Source organism: Neobacillus paridis (assembly GCF_016765675.1).
GTDB lineage: Bacteria > Bacillota > Bacilli > Bacillales > Cytobacillaceae > Neobacillus > Neobacillus paridis.
Window position 1 is genome coordinate 519842 of the sequence record NZ_JAESWB010000168.1, and the last position, 17533, is coordinate 537374.

The window sequence follows — 17533 nt, forward strand, 5'->3', positions numbered from 1 at the left end:
GGGGATCGAGGGCTTTCTCATTTTTAGGATAAGAACTCCGCCGGGTTTAAACCGAGTTCGTGACAAATCTCTACGACCGTTTGCTTTTCATTGTGGTCAAAGTTCCCATCCGCGTAACCGATGGCGATGCAGTAACGGGCAACCAAGCGGGCCACTTCCGGTTTTGTTCTCATTTTTCCAAGGGCACGAAAAGCCTCAGCGCGGCCGATCACGCGGTCATTTTCGAGACGCGAAACAAAAAGATTGAAGCGTTGAATGACCTTCGTTGTTTCAAAAACGCGTAATTCTTCGCTTTGGTGGACAAATTCAACCATCTTTTGCCGTTCGGAAGTGTCCAAATAGCCATCAGCCATCGCCACCAAGGCACAAGCGGCTACAACAGCATCCAGTACATCCTGGCTTTTATAGCGGTTAAATAATTCTTGTGCTTTCCTTTTTTGATTATTGGCCCATTCGGCATAATCTGTCTGCGAGGGAGACCAGGTGCTACCGCAGTTATTACAGGTAAACTTTAGTTGATTGTGTCCGATGAAACCACCAAGTAGGCCAACCGGTCCGAGAATTAAGCCGCCGATCGCTGCTTTGCCCAGTCCAAAGCCCTTCTTTCCGGTGCGGACATTGGAAGAATGGCAGCGGGGGCAAATAATATCGTCTCCACCATATGTACGATAGGTGTTTGCGGCAGGAGTGGGAACCGTTGAAGATGTCGGGTACCCATAGGACGGCTGCTGATATAAAGGCTCCGGTTGAGGGTGTACGGGCTGCTGATAGGCAGGCTGGTTAACTTGGCTTTGCCGGTAAGGATCATAACGAGTCTGGGATGGCTGATAAGAATGAAAGGAATTGCCATGTTGCGGCCAGGAAGAATGGCTCGTATGGTTTTGTTGGTTACCGGGCTGCTGAGTGGATGGTGTTGATGAAGAGACAACCGGTGAATCATCCACGGTAACTCCAAAGTTTCGGCATAGTGCTGCTAATCCACCCTGAAATCCACTGCCAATCGCATTAAATTTCCAATCGCCGTTATAGCGGTATATTTCCGCAGCGACGATGGCCGTTTCCACCGTAAAATCCATCCCCAAATTGTAGCGTAAGAGCTCCTCATTGGTTTGTTCGTTAAAAATTCGCACATAGGAATCGGCTACTTGTCCAAAATTTTGCCGCTTTGCCTGGGCATCATGAATCGTAATCGTAAAGGCGATCCGCTGGATATGGGCCGGTACCCGAACTAAATCAATTCGGATTTGTTCCGCATCTTGTACTCCAGAGCCCGTGCGATTATCTCCACTATATAGGATCGACCCATTACCCCCTGATGGATTATTGTAAAAAACAAAGTCCTGATCGCTGTGAACCTTGCTGTTTGAAGCCAATAAAAAAGCAGAGGCATCCAAATCGTAATTTGATCCAAGATTGCTGTTCCAGCCAAGCCCGACTACTACATTTTGCAGACCTGGATGAGCTTTTGTCAGGTCAACCTTTTGCCCCTTACTGAGTGTTACGCCCAATAATTTCCTCTCCTTTCGAGATATCATTTACAGTCTTAACAATGAGAAATTGTTCTTTATATATGTACGGTAGTAAAGGGAAAAAGTTTCACTTAATTCGATGGTAATTTAAATATTTCGGATAATTCAATTGTTAAAAAATGCATGGCAATGCTAAGTCTAATCATAATGTAGAAGAAGGGGGGAGGAACATGGCATACATGAAACCATTTCAGTTAAAACAAGGTGATACAGTCGGTGTGGTCGCACCGGCAAGTCCGCCAAATTTGGAAAACCTGGGACGAGGAATTCAGTTTTTAACCAAGCTGGGGTTAACGGTTAAAGTGGGGAAGAATGTTGCCAAAAGAAATGGCTATTTGGCCGGGAGCGATCAAGAGCGGCTGGAGGATCTGCACCAGATGTTTTTGGATAAAGAAGTCAAAGCGATTATTTGTGCTTGTGGAGGTTATGGTACCGCAAGAATTGCTGCAAAGATTGATTATAAAATGATTCAAAATAACCCGAAAATCTTTTGGGGGTACAGTGATATTACCTTTTTACATACTGCCCTCAGGCAGGAGGCGGGACTTGTCACCTTCCATGGGCCGATGCTGGGGTCGGATATTGGAAGAGAAGATACCCATCCATTATCAAAGGTTAGTTTTTTTCAATTATTTCAGCCGCTGCCGTTGTCTTATACCGAGGAACTATCGCCGTTAGAAGTATTGGTGAATGGGCCGGCTAGTGGTCCGCTTGTTGGCGGGAATTTATCCCTGCTAGTGAGCACGCTTGGAACCCGATTTGAAATTGATACGAAAGATAAACTGTTATTTATCGAAGAGGTAAATGAAGAACCGCGGGTGATTGATAGGATGTTGAATCAATTGTACATGGCTGGAAAGCTTTCGGCAACCGCAGGAATACTAATCGGTGATTTTCATGAATGTCTTCCGAAAAATTTATCGTTAACATCGGATGAGGTGATCGACCATTATCTCAAGCTGGCCAAGAAACCGGCAATCAAGGGCTTGCAAATTGGCCATTGCAATCCACATATTGCTATTCCATTGGGTGCTCAGGCGACGCTTGACACAGTTGAAAAAAGCATAATCATCGAGCCTGGAATCAAATAAAGGTCTTTATATCATAAAGAAAGCACACTGAATTGAGAATCCAGTGTGCTCGTATATTATTCAGCATGGTCTGTAGTATATGGATTTTTCTTAAAAGGCCACCAGTTCGCTTCGCCGAAGGTCCGCACCATGACGGGTACGAATAAGGGAAGGACGACGAGGGCGTATAGGGCCAGACCAATTAATAGAATCGTAGCAATTTCAAGCAATGATAGAACGCCCGATGGCATCATGGCGGCAAATGTACCGCCTAAGATCACCGCTGCCGAAATAATAACGGTTCCCATCTTCTTCATCGATTCCAAAATTGCTTCTCGAACCGGCAGATGCTGATACTCGTTAAATCGGTCCATCAAGAAAATACTGTAGTCAATGCCGAGTGCAATTAAAATAACGAAGGCAAAAAATGGAACGGCCCAGCTTATTCCTGTGTAGCCCAACCAGTTGATAAAGATCATTTCCGCAATAGACATTGAAGTATAGTAGGTTAGGATCAACGAACCGATTAAATAAAGCGGCATGATAAACGAACGGAGCAGGATAGCCAGGATCAAGGCAATTCCTGTAAGCATTAATACCACAGTTCGTGAGTAATCTCCCTCAGAAATTGTTCCCAGGTCATTGTTCATACTGGAGACGCCGCCAACGGCGACTTTCGCATTCTCCAGTTTCGTATTTTTTACCACTCGTTTTACCGTATCCTTAATTTCCGGTATTCGGTCAATTGTTTCATTGGAATAAGGATTTTTATTAAAGACAATATCTATGGTCATCACTTTCCGGTCTTTCGACAGGTAGGTATCAAGAACCTTGGCAAAATCTTTGCTGTCCAAGACATCCTGCGGAATGTAAAAACCATTCTGTTTTTGCTTTGAAACCGTAGAAAGATAGTCTTGGGCAGAATTGAGTCCTTTGGACACCTTGTTTAAACCATCGGCACTTTGCGTCAAACCATCAGAAAGCTGGGTAATTTGCCCGCCCATCGTTTGAAAACCGGTCAGTACCTGCTGTTGGCCATTTTTCAGACCATCCAAGCCATTGGAGAACTGCGGTAGCTTAGAAACGATTTGTCCCTGGCCGTTTTCCATTTTATTCATACCCTGCTCGAGCTGCTTCATACCGCTTATCAGCTGTTTCATCCCGTTGATCAATTGTTTCTGTCCGGCAATGGCCTTTGCAAAATTAGTATTGGCAACACCGAGTCCGTCCTGTGCCCCCTGCAATCCGGCGTTTAATTGTAGCAGTCCATCGGCTAACGCTTTGGTCCCAGCAACCGCACCAGGGGAATCGGGAATTCCAGGCACACCTTTTACCCCTTGGAGGGTCATTTTAATAGCTTGATAGTCTGGATTAGCTAAAAGTTGCGGATTAGTCTTTTTAAGCGTTTCTTCAAATCTGGCGAAATGTGGATCTAACGCTGCTAAGCTTTGATGTAACAGAGTCAGGTTTTTGGCCACATCATCGTAATGGCCTTTTAAACTGCTTAGGCCTTTTCCTGCTTTTTCGTAGCCTGATAACAGTTGTTGATATCCAGCCAACAGTTTCTCGGATTGGGCGGTAATTTCTTCTAAACCTTTGCGGGCATCACGTGCTCCGAGTGAGCCGTCTTTCAGACCTTTGGCAATCTGGCTTAAGCCCGTTTGGATTGAATCCATTCCCGTTTTCAGGTCGGAGGTACCTTTGATTAATTTATTGATACCATTGGTGGCCTCTTCCATTTTTGGCTGATTGGCTGTCATTTGGTCTCCGGCCTTTGTAAGTCCGTCACTGATTTTTTTAATCCCGTCATTGCCTTTGCCTATGCCATCGCCAACCGTACCAACTTGTTTAGACAGATAGAAATCATCAATCGGCTTTCCGGTTGGCATCGTCACAGAGCGGACGGCTTTAACATCCTCGACTTTTTTTAATTCTTGGCTGATTTTCTCAGTCAAAGCAATATACTCGGATGTATTCAGTTGATCGTCGTTCTTAATGACAACCTGGGTCGGCATCGATTCCCCTGGACCAAATGAATCCGCGATGATATCAAAGCCTTTAATGGATCCATATTTATCGCTGATTTCTTCAAGCGAGTTAAAAGATAGCTGGTCTCTGTAAGTAAATAAGGACGGTACGGCAATAATCGCGACGATGATAAAGGCGATTAATGGACGTTTCAGCGAAAAACTTCCCATGTTGCCCCAAAGCTTGCTGTCGCTATGCTCGATTTTTCCTTTTGACGGCCAAAACAGCTTTTTACCGAGCACGGCCATGAAAAAGGGGACAATCGTGCCAAGAGCGAGCAAAAGAATGGCCACCCCTACAGCAACGGCTGCGGCAGATTTGTAAAGCTGGAAGGTTGAGAGTCCAATCGAGGCAAAGCCAATTAATACGGCAATACCGCTGAAGATTACCGTTTTACCGGCAGTGCGATAAGTAGCGACAATCGCCTCGGTTACATCATCTTTTTGCGCCAATTCCTCTTTAAAACGGCTCAGCAATAATATGCAGTAGTCCGTGCCAATACCGAAGAGGACGGCCACCAAGAAAATCTGGGTAAAGGTTGACAATGGAAAATCAATTTTATCTACTAATATCGCGACAATTGATTGGGCAGTGAGATAGCTAAAGCCGACAGTAATTAACGGAATCAGCGGCGCTATCGCTGATCTAAATACAAGTAAAAGCACTGCAAGGATGAAAACGACCGTTATTCCTTCTGTTTTTTTCAAGCCTTCCTGGGAATTGGTGACAAGATCCTCGCCAATCACCCAGTTGCCCGTATAATAGTGGTCCAATTTGACGTTATCAATGGCTTTATAAAGATCTGTCGAAATCTCTTTTCCATCCCGTCCATTTGGGGTCACTTTTAAGGACACGAGAATGGTTTTGCCGTCTTTTGAAACCAGTTGATTCTTCAGTTCTTTTTGCTTAAAGTGAGTAACCAAGTCGGTAATGCCAAGCTTCTCTTTGTGCTGCTCAAGCTTGTTGATCGCCTGTTCGGCAGCATCAAAATCTTCCTTTGTTAATCTTTTATCGCTATGGAAGACGAGTGCCGTTTGTAAATCTGTGCCTCGATTTTCATTTGATTGAACATCTTTAAGAATTTGTGCTGCTTGGGTGGAAGAATATCCCTTCGGTACCGTAATTTGTCCCTTTTCACGAACAAGGTTTTCCATATTTGGCGCCACCATGAAAAGGCCGACAATGATGGCTATCCAGGCGATTAAAATGACCCATTTTCCTTTAATGATCGCACGCAATTTTTATTCCCCCAGTTCTTCCTTTTTCTTGTTGTTTAAGACTTTCGCCAGTTTTTCATATGTGTTGATAAAGGCCTTAATTTCCGGTTCTTCAAATTGGGTAATAATCGATTCAACCAAGAGGTGAATTTTTTCCTGCGCCTTTTGGTAGAGTTCCTTACCTTCTGGAGTCAAGGTTAAATAGACCACTCGGCGGTCGTTTAGATCGCGGGTTCGTTCAATTAACCCCTTGTCTGCCATCCGGTTGACAATGGCCGTGATGGCACTTTTATTTACCTCAAAAACATCAGCCAATTCCGTTGGGGTGCAGCTTTCTGATTGATCAATATACCTTAATATGTAATGCTGGTCATTGGTTAAATCATTGCCAATCTGTTCCTTAATTAAAGACTCAGCTTTCTTGTGCACCTGAAAGGATATGGTTACATAACGGTTAATTAATTCCTGTATTAAGCTATCCTGCAAATTTTTATTCACCACCATTTTTTAAAAAAATAGTTAAGTTGTTGAACTATTCACGTCTTTAACTATATAACGGTTTAAGGAAAGGTGTCAATAAGAAAAGCTGTCGAAAAAAGGCGAGCGCAACATAACTCAATCCATTGCATTTTAGCAGGAAATGAAAATTATTCCACGATGGAATTGACTTTTTCGATTGGGAAATATATAATTTTTTCAAAATACATAGTCGAAACAATGACGGGGACTAGTAAAATGTGGCAGTCTTACCAAGAGAGGAGACCGGTGGTGCGAGGTTTCTTAAGACGGACATTTGAACCTGCCTCACGAGTTCTGTATCGGATCGACCTGAAGATACAAGCGGATCAATTCCGTTATCATGGAAAGAGTACAAAGCAGCTGCTTTGTAAATGTAGGGTGGTACCGCCAGGCCTTGGTCCCTTTTTGAGGATCAAGGTCTTTTTATCTTTAAAAAAATGCGGAAACGCACGTTTAACGGTGTTGAAGCTGAAAAATAAATAAAATGAGGTGTAATAATGGCAAAGGAATTTGTAAAAGACGTAACCAGCATGGATGAAGATTTCGCCCAGTGGTATACAGACGTGGTCACCAAAGCAGATCTAATCGATTACTCTAGTGTGCGCGGTTCAATGATTCTCCGCCCGTACGGTTTTGCCTTATGGGACAATATTAAAAACGAACTGGACCGCCGGATTAAGGAAACAGGGCATGAGAATGTGTATATGCCTTTGTTTATTCCCGAGAGCCTGTTGCAAAAAGAGAAAGATCACGTTGAAGGCTTCGCTCCTGAAGTTGCCTGGGTGACACATGGCGGTTCTGAAGAACTTACAGAGAGACTGGTCGTTCGGCCAACCTCAGAGGTGCTTTTCTGTGAGCATTATAAACATATCATTCATTCTTATCGTGACTTGCCAAAGCTTTATAATCAATGGGCTAACGTGGTTCGCTGGGAAAAAACAACCCGTCCATTCTTACGGACATTAGAATTCTTATGGCAGGAAGGGCATACTGCCCACGCCACTGACGAAGATGCGATGGAAGAAACAATCAGAATGCTGAATGTGTATGCTGATGTTTTGGAAAACGTTCTGGCTATCCCGGTTGTAAAAGGGCAAAAGACCGAAAAAGAAAAATTTGCTGGGGCAAAAGCGACCTTTACCGTTGAAAGCTTAATGCATGACGGCAAAGCATTGCAATCCGGGACCTCACACCATTTTGGCACAGGCTTTGCCAAAGCATTTGGAATTCAGTACCTTGATAAGGACGGTAAACAGCAGTATGTCCATCAAACCTCATGGGGCTTTACCACTAGGGTAATCGGGGCCTTGATCATGGTTCACGGCGATGACCGCGGTCTTGTGATTCCACCAAAAGCAGCACCAACTCAGGTAATGATCGTGCCAATCGCGCAGCATAAAGAAGGCGTGTTGGATTTTGCCTACGAGTTGAAGGATTCATTAGCTAAAATTGCCCGTGTAGGTATTGATGCCAGCGACAAAAAACCAGGCTGGAAATTCAATGAATATGAAATGAAGGGTATCCCGGTGCGTCTGGAAGTGGGGCCAAAGGACATTGAAAATAACCAAGTGGTGTTAGTAAGAAGAGATACATTGGAAAAAGTAGTGGTGCCAATTGATCAATTAGAAACGAAGCTGGCGGAGTTATTGGAAGACATCCAGTCCAACCTTTATAATAAAGCCTTAAAACATCGCGAAGAACGAACTTCGGTTGCGACAACTTTGGCTGAATTAAATGAAATCCTAGAAACCAAACCAGGTTTTATAAAAGCAATGTGGTGCGGTGATCTCGCCTGCGAGGAAAAAATCAAAGAAGAAACCGGTGCGACCTCCCGCTGTATCCCATTTGAACAAGAACACCTGTCCGACAAATGCGTCTGCTGCGGCAAAGAAGCAAAACAGATGGTTTATTGGGCGAAAGCATATTAATTGGCAAGGCTCTTCCAAGAAGGGAAGAGCCTTTTCAATTTAAAACTCGATTCTCTTTTTGCGAGAATAATCTGTAAGGTTTAGCACTTTATACAATATATCTGCAACTTTCAGCAGGACATCTGCAGTTTTTTAAATATATCTCAACTTTCCGGGGAATAAATTAGTCGTGCTGTTAAAAAATATACTTTATTAAATAGTATTTCGTAATCGCCAAATACTCCCGGCTATAGGACTTCACCACTGCCATCGAAGGTGTTTCAGCAGGGAGACCTTGGACTGCAAGCCCTTGGTCATGTGCAATGGAAAGGGCACGGTACATGTGAAAATTATTTGAAACAATCAGGCCGAGCTTCGCGCTTGAAGGAATTAGTTTCTTCGAAAAGCGAATATTTTCATAGGTATCAGTGGAGCGATCCTCCAAAATAATTCTCGACTCATTAATTCCCTTAGCAACTAATTCGCGCTTAATCGATTCAGCTTCTGAAATATCTTCCCCGGGACCTTTTCCCCCCGAAGCAATGACAATCGTCCCCGTATTTTTCCGTAAATAGCCGGAAGCGGCGTCGATTCTCGCGGCTAAAGCCAGTGAAGGATCAGTTCCCTTCACCCTTGCCCCCAAGATAATTAAATAGTCGGCGTTTTTGGGAGCATCCATTCTGCTGAATTGACTAATTTTATATTGGAGGAAGCCTACATACACTACTCCTAATACCACCAGGACTGCAACCATAATCATGATTCTTTTCCTTTTTTTCATTTATTTTCTCATTTCCTGTCCTTTGTTTTTATCAGTTTGATAATACCATAATTTACTAGAAAATGTTAAATAATTCAGGAGTTTATTTATTTTTGTAATCGTCAAAAGTTTGAATCTGGACCTATTTATGATTAAATAAAAGTTAGAAAAAGCAAGAAGGGATTGAGCTTTTTGAGTAAGAATGTCATCCGTTTCATTACGATTCTCGCGGTTTTCTTCTGTCTGCTTTGGGCTGCGGGGCTCGGCTGGGCCGTAAAGGAATATTATGCCGGAAAACCGGATCAGGCACCACAGCGAACGAAAGTAGTCACAAAGACGGAAAACCAGAAGGGGTTAACGATTGTGGCCTTGGGTGATTCATTGACAAGAGGAACCGGCGATGAGACGGGTAAGGGATATGTTGGGGATTTAGTGGATGAAATCAAGCAAAAAACAAAGCGCCCGGTCCAGCTGACAAACCTCGGGATTAATGGTCAAAGGTCAGACCAGTTGAAAAAACAAGTCCAGCAAATGGAGGTCCAGCGGCAGCTCGAAAAAGCAGACGTTATTTTGCTGACCATCGGCGGGAACGATTTGTTCCGGGGCGGACAAGGGTTAATTGATTTTCAAAGCGGCGATATTGCTGCGATTGAAAAAAAATACCTCAATAATTTAAAATTTATTTTTCAACAAATTCGCAAGCACAACGACCATGCCAACGTGTTTTTTATTGGCTTATACAATCCGTTTAGCGAAATGGACCAAGGGAAAGAAATGTCGAAGGTGATCCGCCACTGGAATTATGACAGTGCCGAGGTAAGTGCAGCGTTTCCTAAAATTGTCTTTGTTCCAACCTTCGATTTATTTGAATTGAAGGTAAATGACTATTTGTATTCCGATAAATTTCATCCCAATACAAAAGGGTACCGGCTGATCGCAGAACGTGTTGCTTCATTGCTTACCTGGTAAGGAGATAGGATTGATGGAAAAAAATATTACATTATCCGTGAAAAATTTAAGAAAAGTAATCGGGAGAAAAGAAATTATTAAAGGGTTAACCTTTGATTTGCGTGAAGGTGAGGTGTTTGGCTTTCTTGGTCCTAACGGTGCCGGGAAAACAACAACAATCCGGATGCTAGTCGGCTTAATCAAACCGACGTCGGGCAGTATTCACATATGCGGCTATAATTTAGAAGAAAACTTTCAAGCTGCTTTAAAGAACCTTGGCTGTATCGTGGAAAATCCGGAATTGTATCCCTTTCTTTCGGGCTATCATAATCTGCTCCATTTTGCCCGCATGTTAGATGGCGTTGGTGATGAACGGATTAAAGAAGTCACAGAACTGGTCGGATTAACAGAAAGAATTCATGATAAAGTTAAAACCTATTCACTGGGAATGAGGCAGCGGCTTGGCATTGCCCAGGCCCTGTTAGGAAATCCGAAAGTACTCATCCTGGATGAACCGACAAATGGATTGGATCCGGCCGGAATTCGCGAAATGCGGGAATTTATCCGCTTTCTTGCGGAACATGAGGGTTTAAGCGTTCTCGTATCCAGCCATTTGTTGAGTGAAATTCAGCTTTTATGCGATCGGGTGGCAATTATTGCAAAGGGGACAATTATTCGCACCGATACGGTTCTAAGGTTATTGTCGAATCGGGAAAAAATGGTTTGGCGACTCGAACCGTATGAAACAGGAAAACAAATTTTACAGGCTCTTACAAAAATAGAGGAAAAAGACGATGGAACCATCTGGACGGAGTATAACAAGGAAAAGATACCGGAATGGAACAAGCAGCTGGTTGACTCAGGTGTTTCCGTGTTGGAGATGAATCGAAAAATGCCGGTGCTGGAAGATCTGTTCCTCGAACTGACCGGGGGTGAAACCATTGAATAAATTGATTCAAAATGAAATGATGAAGCTGGTTGCCAAGAAACGGTTACTGGTGATCGCCCTCATAATTGGCGTTCTGGTTATCTTATTTACTTATGCGCAATACAAACAAGTGCAAACGCAAAGGGAAAAATTAGGAACAAGCGATTGGCGCACAATCCTGCAACAACAAATCGTTGATACAACCAATCGGCTCTCCAGCAGCAGGATTTCCGACGAATGGAAAAAACAGCTGCAAATTTCGCTCCAGCAGCAACAATATTATTTGGATCATGACATTAATCCCGCGGAGCCGGGAGCACCGACTTTCATGCGCATTTTTCTTGAAAACTCAATTGATTTGTTTATTCCGTTAATGGTCATGGTGATTGCCAGCGACCTGGTCTCCTCAGAGCATAGCCTTGGTACGGTCAAACTTCTGTTGACAAGACCGGTTAAAAGGTGGAAGGTGCTATTGAGTAAATACATAACTCTCTGTCTGGCAGTATCCCTCATCATAGCCATTGCCGGCTTTTTATCCTATGCGATCTCCGGGGTCGTTTTTGGATACAAAGGCTGGGGGGCGCCGATTTTAACCGGGTTTAATGTAACGGATGAAGGGTTAAATACGTCCCAGGTCAAATTACTGAGTTTGTGGAAGTTTTTGCTGATGGATTTTGGACTTGTCTGGTTTGTGGCCATTGTCGTTGGGACTTTATCATTCATGCTGTCGGTGCTGATTCGCAGTACAGCGGCAGGTATGGGGGTTATGTTAGCTGCCCTGATTTCAGGGGCAATTCTCAATAATATGATTTCCTCTTGGGAATCAGCGAAATATTTTTTTATGGTCAACTTAAGATTAACGGATTATATGAAAGGAACAGCCCCGCCGATTGAAGGAATGACCCTCGCCTTTTCGATGCTCGTGCTGCTCGTTTGGTGGCTGGCAGCGCTGTGTGTTTCTTTCATTGTGTTTACTAAAAAAGATGTGTATTAGAAAAGATCCTGTTAAAGGGTCTTTTTTCTATGGAAAAAATTTTTCCCAAAATAGGAAATTTTTTTATTGAATTGGGCATGATAATTTCTTGTGAAGAAATAAAAATATCCAAAATACAATGGAAGGTGAAAGAATGAAATTAAAAGCACTATTACTAGCGGTTGGATTGATCTTGGCAGCCCAAGGGTTTGCCGAAGCACACGGGACGGTGCCTGACACCAATGGTAATCATCAGAGAATGCATGATGATTGGCATGCAAAAATGCTTGGACGGGAACAACTGCTGATGTCTTGGGTAGATCAGTACACTCCGGAAAAAAAGGCGGAGTGGGAGAAAGTTCTGGAAGAAAAGAAACAGCTTCGCGGTCAGTGGATGAGTCCAAAAAATGCCGAAAAGCGCGAGCGATGGAAAAAGGGAAGAATGGCAAAAATGCAGGAATTGAAGAAGCAATTGGAGGAAGGGAAGATTACCAAGGAAGAGTTTATCAAAGAGATGCATGGGACTAAGGGCATGGCCCATTGGAAATCTTTCCAGAGTCTCCAATTAGCGGTCGAAAATAAGGATAGCAAGCAGGCAAAAGCGATCCTGAATCAGCTATTGGCTCATTACAAAGCTCATAACGCCAAGATGAAAGAGAAGCTGGCAGAGTAAGAACCCAATGAGAAAGGTCAATTACTTGAAAGATTGGCCTTTTTTAATCTTAACTATTTGTAAAAAGCCGATCTTCGGGGAAGAGTAAGGATGAGGAGGTTTAATAAATGAATCGAAGACATTTGATGATGACGACAGTCGCCTTAGGCGCTGCCTATTTACTTCGCAATGATAAATCACGGAAAAAATTAATGAACCAGTTTCAGTCAATGGCAGCGAAAGCAAGAAAATAATGGTAAATAAAACATCCCCGAAAACGAATTCTGGGATGTTTTTACACGTTCATTTTTTTTCATTAATGGATTCCTTTTTTGCCTCTTGGATATCATCTTTTAGTTCCGCTTTAATGTCATCGGTAATTCCATCGGTTGCACGTTTAAATTCGCGCAGTGACTTGCCAAATGCTTTACCGATTTCCGGCAATTTGTTTGGGCCAAAGATGATTAATGCAAGGACTAGAATTAGTATTAAACCTGGAACGCCGATATTGGAAAGCATGATTCCATCTCCTCTTTATATCATTCGAGTATATTATAATCCTTCAGCCAATATTATTCTACTATGTTTAGAAAATGGAATGGTTTTTTAGCTAATAGGAAGTATAAATTCAACTACGCCTCATGAACCGTCCTTACGGACTCGCCAGTCGGTGAATTTACATTTACCTTTTTTTTGATCCAATATCAAGCTCCAATTTTTTCCTTCATAAAAGTCCTGAATTGCTTTATCGGTGTAGACCCAGCCTTTCCAGCCAATATGAATCGTGTCTTTCATGAAGTAAGGATCATACTCATGATTTGAAAAATCAGCAATGGGAAAACCGGCGGCCTCAACTTGTTTTTTGATCCGTTGGTAATATACTGTGCGGCCCTTTTTAGGAAATCCAGTATAGTCATACCATTTTCCGTTTACTGGAATAGAGATAAACAATGGTTTTGCCCCGGATTCCTTCAGAAGATCCAGCAACATTTGAAAATCACGGTATTCAATCGACCTTCCATACGAAGCGCCTGCTTTCTTATTCTTTAATAATGGCACCATTTTTCGTATTTTTTTATATTGACTATTCGTTACGTAAAAATGATTATTCGTCGCTCTTTTTTTACCATAATGGTTGGCCTGTGCAACTAATTGTTCCCACGTTTTATTTTTAACCTTTGGACTGATAATCCTTTTATGTGGTTGGCCGCCCTTAATCGTATAATAAAGGTCTTTCTTGTGGAAAATTTCCCGATAGAGAAATGCGATCGGGCGAACAAAGGCCGCTTTTCTTTTTGTCCAAGGATTTTTTGAAATCTCCGCTTTATACATTGTTGATAGGATCGGGTCTTTTTTAATTGGCGAGTACGTTAACAGCCGCTCGATCGCCTCTTTTTTTAGTTTCGGGTCAATCGTTTTGTTAAACGCCAAATCATAGGCTTGCAACGATGAGTAATTAGGGACAAAATGGGATTCATCTGTCCCTTTTGGCTGGAACCATTGCGGCGATATAATAAAAACAATCTTTTTCCCATTCAGCTGTTTGGTATGTTCAGCAAAATTCAAAAAGTGCGTAATGGAAGTCGTTCCTCCCCGGCCAATGAGAAACGGGGTAAACGGTGCCCCTGTTTCCTGAAAATAATTAGACGGATGAAAGGGGTCCATCCTTGCAAGTTCCGAGGAGCCATAAATCGGCAAATAGTGCTTGGCCTCAAGCATTTTATCTTGAACATATTTGCCTTGAAACATAAAAGGGTTTAATTCGGTTGCAGCATCGATAACCCTGTTGTTTGGAATTATACGCTCAACCCATTGATTTGGAATAGCAACCAAAATAACCAAAATCAGAAAAGCTGCGATCAAGGGTGAGAATACTGCCTTTTTCATCTTAAATCAGCCAGCTGCATCGCGATATTATTTGGCGTGTTCCAGACATCTCGATCGAATTCAGTAATCGGAACAAGGAGACCAAAACGATCTTCCACTTGGACAAGAAATTCGACAGTTCCAAATGAGTCCAGTAAACCGGCTTCAAATAAATCGATATCCGGATTTTCCTTTATCACATCATCCTGACAAATTTCCGCTAATAGTGAAATCACTTCATTTTTAAAATCCATTACGATCAAACTCCCTTATGAAATAATTGTCCTGAAAAAATATAAAACCCAAAGCAAATAAAATGGAACGTCATAAAAACGGATAGCGCATGTGTGAATTTGTTTTGCGGCCACCATTTATGTTTTTTATTAAACCGTTCGAATGCATTGTATGCGACCATTAACAAGGCATGGTACAAGCCGTAAATGATATATTGGGCTTCCAGACCGTGCCAAATGCCCATTAGTAAAAACAATAAGATATAGCCAAGATTAGAAAGGGTGTTGCGGTTTTTAATCCATTTCTTCTTCGTCATCCAAAAGATAAATCTCATATATACATAATCCCTAAACCAAAAGGAAAGACTCATATGCCAACGGTTCCAGAAATCTTTAATATTCCGGCTGATAAACGGCTTATTAAAGTTTTCCGGTGATTTGATTCCCATTACATAACTGACACCAATTGCAAATGCACTATAGCCGGCAAAATCAAAAAAGAGATAGAGACTGTAGGCATACATATAATAAAGATGGTGCTCAAGCGGGCTATGGGCGATGAATTTTAACTTGCTGATTACATAGTAATTGATCGAATAACCGATAATGTATTTGTATAAAAAGCCGCGAAAAATCTTGTTGATACCCTCATACAAGTATAATTTATATTGTTCTCCCGAAATCTGAGCGTCCAAATCCTTTACAAAACGGCGGTAACGGTCAATTGGCCCCGATGAGATCGTTGGGAAAAACAGAATAAAATAAAGTAAGCGGGTAATAGGCAGGTCTTCTTTAATCAAGCCGTCCCTAGTTTCCATAACCAATTGTGTTCCCTTGAAGGTTAAATAAGAGATTCCAAGGAAACCGATGAATGTAATCGTCGAAAAATAAGGCAGCAATTTCGACATGGCCAATGGGAGAATCGACAGAACCACCGCCAAATAAAAGACAAGATCGCTGTTCCTCTTTTTCCGATAATGAATATAGCTTTTTATTAAGCTTACCTGCCATATCGTAAACCCGATTAACGCAACTGCCTGCTGCAGTGATGAGGCGAAGATAATGCCAAGGGCAATAACGGTTACAAACATATTGTAAGCGTGAAATCTTCTTCCTCTTAATCCAAGAATCACCGTTGGCGCCAGAAGAATCACTAAGATGAAAAAGAATGTAAAAGAACCATAAGGTGTCATTGTTCTACCATTTCCCTAAATTTTTTGCGGTCCATTTTTCCGTTAGCCGTCATTGGAAGTTCTTCGTAATAAGAGAACTTTCTTGGGATCATATAAGCAGGGAGGACCTGACTAAGTTCCTTTTTAATGGCACTGGTTAATTGATATTCTTTTTCAAATTCATGGCTTTCCGGGATGATAGCCGCCAGTAAATATTCCACCTTTTCATTCTGGTAAATGGGAATAACCGCGGCTGATTTAACATGTCGGCAATTGGCAATATGGTATTCGATCTCCTCCAACTCCATCCGGTATCCATGCAGTTTGATTTGAAAATCAATCCTGCCTTTGTAAAAAAGCAAACCGTGCTCATCGACATAAGCCGCATCACCGGTCCGATAGGCTTGAATTCCATCATAACGGAAAAATGAACGATCGGTAAGCTCTTGCTGTCCCAAATAGCCTTTACTGACACTGGGACCGGCAATAACGATTTCCCCTTTTTCCCCAGGCGGGACTGGACGACCATTTTCGTTGACAAGGACGATCCGGGTATCGCCTTTTGGCTTACCGATCGGGAGATTTTCATAGGAATCCATTATATCTTCGGTTACCTCAATCGAAGTCACGGCAACGGTTGCTTCCGTCGGCCCATACGTATTGAAAATTTGCGCCTTCGGGAACCGTTCCTTCAGCCCGCGGCATATCGATACCGGCAATATTTCACCGCAAAATAAAAACACTCTCAGTTTAGGCAATAATTCTTCGGTAAACGTTGGATCCATCAAACACATTTGTGCAAATGATGGGGTTGAAGTCCAAACCTCTGTATTTGAAACAGCCAGAGCTTCGAATAACAGTTTAGGTCTGGCGATCATCTCCTTTGTTATGGCAAAAATAGTCCCGCCGCTTACCAGGGCAGGGTATAGATCCATGACGGATAAATCAAAGGAATAGGGTGCTTGATTTAAAAACCGCTGCCTGCCTTTGATTGGGAAGTCTTCTAACATCCAGTCGACAAAGCTTTCCAGATTTTTAGCAGAAATCTGTACACCCTTAGGATTTCCCGTACTGCCCGAAGTATAAATAATATAGAAATTGTCATCTCCGGATACCCAATGGGTATCATTTATTTCCACACAAGTACCTTCAGCAGTGATGATTGCTTTATACTCAAAAACAGGAACAGTGGAAGGATCAAATGCTGCAACTTGATCGGTCGTATTGATCACCAATTCAGCCTGTGAGCTGGAAAGAATACTAGAAATTCTTTCAATTGGTATTGAAAGATCGATCGGAATATATGAAAATCCTGCTTTGACACAGCCAAGAAATGTTACGACCATCGAGGCATTCATATGACCATAAACGATGACCGGCAAGCGGTTGTCGAAGTTCGAATGTATTAAAAATGCTGCTATTTGTTCAGATTGACTCCAAAGTTCTCCATAGGTGATTTCTTCTGTTGGCGAAATATAAGCAAGTTGATCTGGATTTGAAAGTGAGAAGCGTTTTATCGAATGTAATAGTTTCATAGTGATTCTCTCCCTTTAAAAATCGTTGTAAATATAGTTGCCTGAGCTAGCGCTATTGAACCCATACATAAAAAATAATAAAAGGAGAATCAGTAAATAATAGGTAAACTGTCCCAGCCACTTTACCTTTTGGTTGGAAAAGAAAACTTTCAATCTTTTAAACATGAATTCTGCCTCCTAATTCCTCCCGATTAAT

General features: G+C 42.3%; 17 protein-coding genes and 1 other annotated feature. Of the genes, 7 read left to right on the forward strand and 10 right to left on the reverse strand.

What is annotated here, in order from left to right; all coding sequences use genetic code 11:
* Positions 1–23: 23 nt before the first annotated feature.
* Positions 24–1508: a TerD family protein gene (locus tag JK635_RS11530; RefSeq protein WP_202654079.1), complete on the reverse strand. Its 1485-nt coding sequence runs from the start codon at positions 1506–1508 to the stop codon at positions 24–26.
* A gap of 191 nt (positions 1509–1699) precedes the next feature.
* Between JK635_RS11530 and JK635_RS11535 the strand changes: the two genes are divergently transcribed.
* Positions 1700–2620, forward strand: a complete 921-nt coding sequence (locus JK635_RS11535) for a S66 peptidase family protein (RefSeq protein WP_202654080.1) — start codon at positions 1700–1702, stop codon at positions 2618–2620.
* 56 nt (positions 2621–2676) lie between these two features.
* On the opposite strand, the gene JK635_RS11540 is transcribed toward JK635_RS11535, so the two are convergent.
* Together JK635_RS11540 and JK635_RS11545 are read right to left on the reverse strand one after the other, a co-directional pair.
* On the reverse strand, positions 2677–5865 hold the full coding sequence (locus JK635_RS11540) for an MMPL family transporter (RefSeq protein WP_202654081.1): 3189 nt from the start codon (positions 5863–5865) through the stop codon (positions 2677–2679).
* Between the two features lie 3 nt (positions 5866–5868).
* Complete coding sequence (locus tag JK635_RS11545; RefSeq protein WP_235888025.1) at positions 5869–6330, reverse strand: MarR family winged helix-turn-helix transcriptional regulator; 462 nt, start codon at positions 6328–6330, stop codon at positions 5869–5871.
* A 222-nt stretch (positions 6331–6552) separates the two neighbouring features.
* Positions 6553–6769, forward strand: a binding site (T-box leader).
* Positions 6770–6860: 91 nt separating this feature from the next.
* Here JK635_RS11545 and proS point away from each other — a divergent pair.
* Positions 6861–8291: a proline--tRNA ligase gene (gene proS, locus JK635_RS11550; protein ID WP_202654083.1), complete on the forward strand. Its 1431-nt coding sequence runs from the start codon at positions 6861–6863 to the stop codon at positions 8289–8291.
* Between the two features lie 175 nt (positions 8292–8466).
* Here proS and JK635_RS11555 read toward each other — a convergent pair whose 3' ends face one another.
* Positions 8467–9051: a YdcF family protein gene (locus JK635_RS11555; protein WP_202654084.1), complete on the reverse strand. Its 585-nt coding sequence runs from the start codon at positions 9049–9051 to the stop codon at positions 8467–8469.
* Between the two features lie 171 nt (positions 9052–9222).
* Here JK635_RS11555 and JK635_RS11560 point away from each other — a divergent pair, with 171 nt between their 5' ends.
* From JK635_RS11560 to JK635_RS24710, 5 genes are all read left to right on the forward strand, one after another.
* Positions 9223–9999 (forward strand): SGNH/GDSL hydrolase family protein, encoded by a 777-nt coding sequence (locus tag JK635_RS11560; RefSeq protein ID WP_202654085.1) that lies wholly within the window; start codon positions 9223–9225, stop codon positions 9997–9999.
* Between the two features lie 13 nt (positions 10000–10012).
* Positions 10013–10927, forward strand: coding sequence for an ABC transporter ATP-binding protein (locus JK635_RS11565; RefSeq protein ID WP_202654086.1), 915 nt, complete (start codon positions 10013–10015; stop codon positions 10925–10927).
* Entirely contained in the window at positions 10920–11900 is a 981-nt protein-coding gene (locus tag JK635_RS11570; protein WP_202654087.1) for an ABC transporter permease, read from the forward strand. Before JK635_RS11565 ends, JK635_RS11570 begins: the two co-directional genes overlap by 8 nt.
* Positions 11901–12033: 133 nt before the next feature.
* A complete protein-coding gene (locus tag JK635_RS11575; RefSeq protein WP_202654088.1) occupies positions 12034–12552 on the forward strand; it encodes a hypothetical protein in 519 nt (172 codons plus the stop codon).
* A 107-nt stretch (positions 12553–12659) separates the two neighbouring features.
* A complete protein-coding gene (locus JK635_RS24710; protein WP_306792938.1) occupies positions 12660–12785 on the forward strand; it encodes a hypothetical protein in 126 nt (41 codons plus the stop codon).
* Between the two features lie 49 nt (positions 12786–12834).
* Here the strand turns inward: JK635_RS24710 and tatA are convergent, their stop codons facing one another.
* The 6 genes from tatA to dltX all read right to left on the reverse strand — a co-directional run bounded on the left by tatA (position 12835) and on the right by dltX (position 17502).
* Positions 12835–13050 (reverse strand): twin-arginine translocase TatA/TatE family subunit, encoded by a 216-nt coding sequence (gene tatA / locus JK635_RS11580; RefSeq protein ID WP_202654089.1) that lies wholly within the window; start codon positions 13048–13050, stop codon positions 12835–12837.
* A gap of 120 nt (positions 13051–13170) precedes the next feature.
* The gene (dltD, locus tag JK635_RS11585; protein ID WP_202654090.1) at positions 13171–14418 is read right to left on the reverse strand and encodes a D-alanyl-lipoteichoic acid biosynthesis protein DltD; all 1248 of its coding nucleotides are present in this window, start codon (positions 14416–14418) and stop codon (positions 13171–13173) included.
* Positions 14415–14651 carry a D-alanine--poly(phosphoribitol) ligase subunit 2 gene (gene dltC, locus JK635_RS11590; protein ID WP_202654091.1) on the reverse strand — a complete coding sequence of 79 codons (237 nt, stop codon included), beginning with the start codon at positions 14649–14651 and terminating at the stop codon, positions 14415–14417. The genes dltD and dltC overlap by 4 nt, the downstream gene beginning before the upstream one ends.
* A gap of 5 nt (positions 14652–14656) precedes the next feature.
* The gene (gene dltB, locus JK635_RS11595; RefSeq protein ID WP_202654092.1) at positions 14657–15823 is read right to left on the reverse strand and encodes a D-alanyl-lipoteichoic acid biosynthesis protein DltB; all 1167 of its coding nucleotides are present in this window, start codon (positions 15821–15823) and stop codon (positions 14657–14659) included.
* Complete coding sequence (gene dltA / locus JK635_RS11600) at positions 15820–17337, reverse strand: D-alanine--poly(phosphoribitol) ligase subunit DltA (RefSeq protein WP_202654093.1); 1518 nt, start codon at positions 17335–17337, stop codon at positions 15820–15822. The genes dltB and dltA overlap by 4 nt, the downstream gene beginning before the upstream one ends.
* Positions 17338–17352: 15 nt before the next feature.
* Positions 17353–17502, reverse strand: a complete 150-nt coding sequence (gene dltX, locus JK635_RS11605; protein WP_202654094.1) for a teichoic acid D-Ala incorporation-associated protein DltX — start codon at positions 17500–17502, stop codon at positions 17353–17355.
* Positions 17503–17533 lie beyond the last annotated feature (31 nt).

Bases quoted from the DNA above. Each gene is read 5' to 3' on its own strand.
- dltA (WP_202654093.1), bottom strand. From the start codon at position 17,337: ATGAAACTATTACATTCGATAAAACGCTTCTCACTTTCAAATCCAGAT.
- JK635_RS24710 (WP_306792938.1), top strand. From the start codon at position 12,660: ATGAATCGAAGACATTTGATGATGACGACAGTCGCCTTAGGCGCTGCC.
- dltD (WP_202654090.1), bottom strand. From the start codon at position 14,418: ATGAAAAAGGCAGTATTCTCACCCTTGATCGCAGCTTTTCTGATTTTG.
- JK635_RS11555 (WP_202654084.1), bottom strand. From the start codon at position 9,051: ATGAAAAAAAGGAAAAGAATCATGATTATGGTTGCAGTCCTGGTGGTA.
- dltC (WP_202654091.1), bottom strand. From the start codon at position 14,651: ATGGATTTTAAAAATGAAGTGATTTCACTATTAGCGGAAATTTGTCAG.
- JK635_RS11575 (WP_202654088.1), top strand. From the start codon at position 12,034: ATGAAATTAAAAGCACTATTACTAGCGGTTGGATTGATCTTGGCAGCC.
- JK635_RS11565 (WP_202654086.1), top strand. From the start codon at position 10,013: ATGGAAAAAAATATTACATTATCCGTGAAAAATTTAAGAAAAGTAATC.
- tatA (WP_202654089.1), bottom strand. From the start codon at position 13,050: ATGCTTTCCAATATCGGCGTTCCAGGTTTAATACTAATTCTAGTCCTT.
- dltX (WP_202654094.1), bottom strand. From the start codon at position 17,502: ATGTTTAAAAGATTGAAAGTTTTCTTTTCCAACCAAAAGGTAAAGTGG.
- JK635_RS11535 (WP_202654080.1), top strand. From the start codon at position 1,700: ATGGCATACATGAAACCATTTCAGTTAAAACAAGGTGATACAGTCGGT.
- proS (WP_202654083.1), top strand. From the start codon at position 6,861: ATGGCAAAGGAATTTGTAAAAGACGTAACCAGCATGGATGAAGATTTC.
- dltB (WP_202654092.1), bottom strand. From the start codon at position 15,823: ATGACACCTTATGGTTCTTTTACATTCTTTTTCATCTTAGTGATTCTT.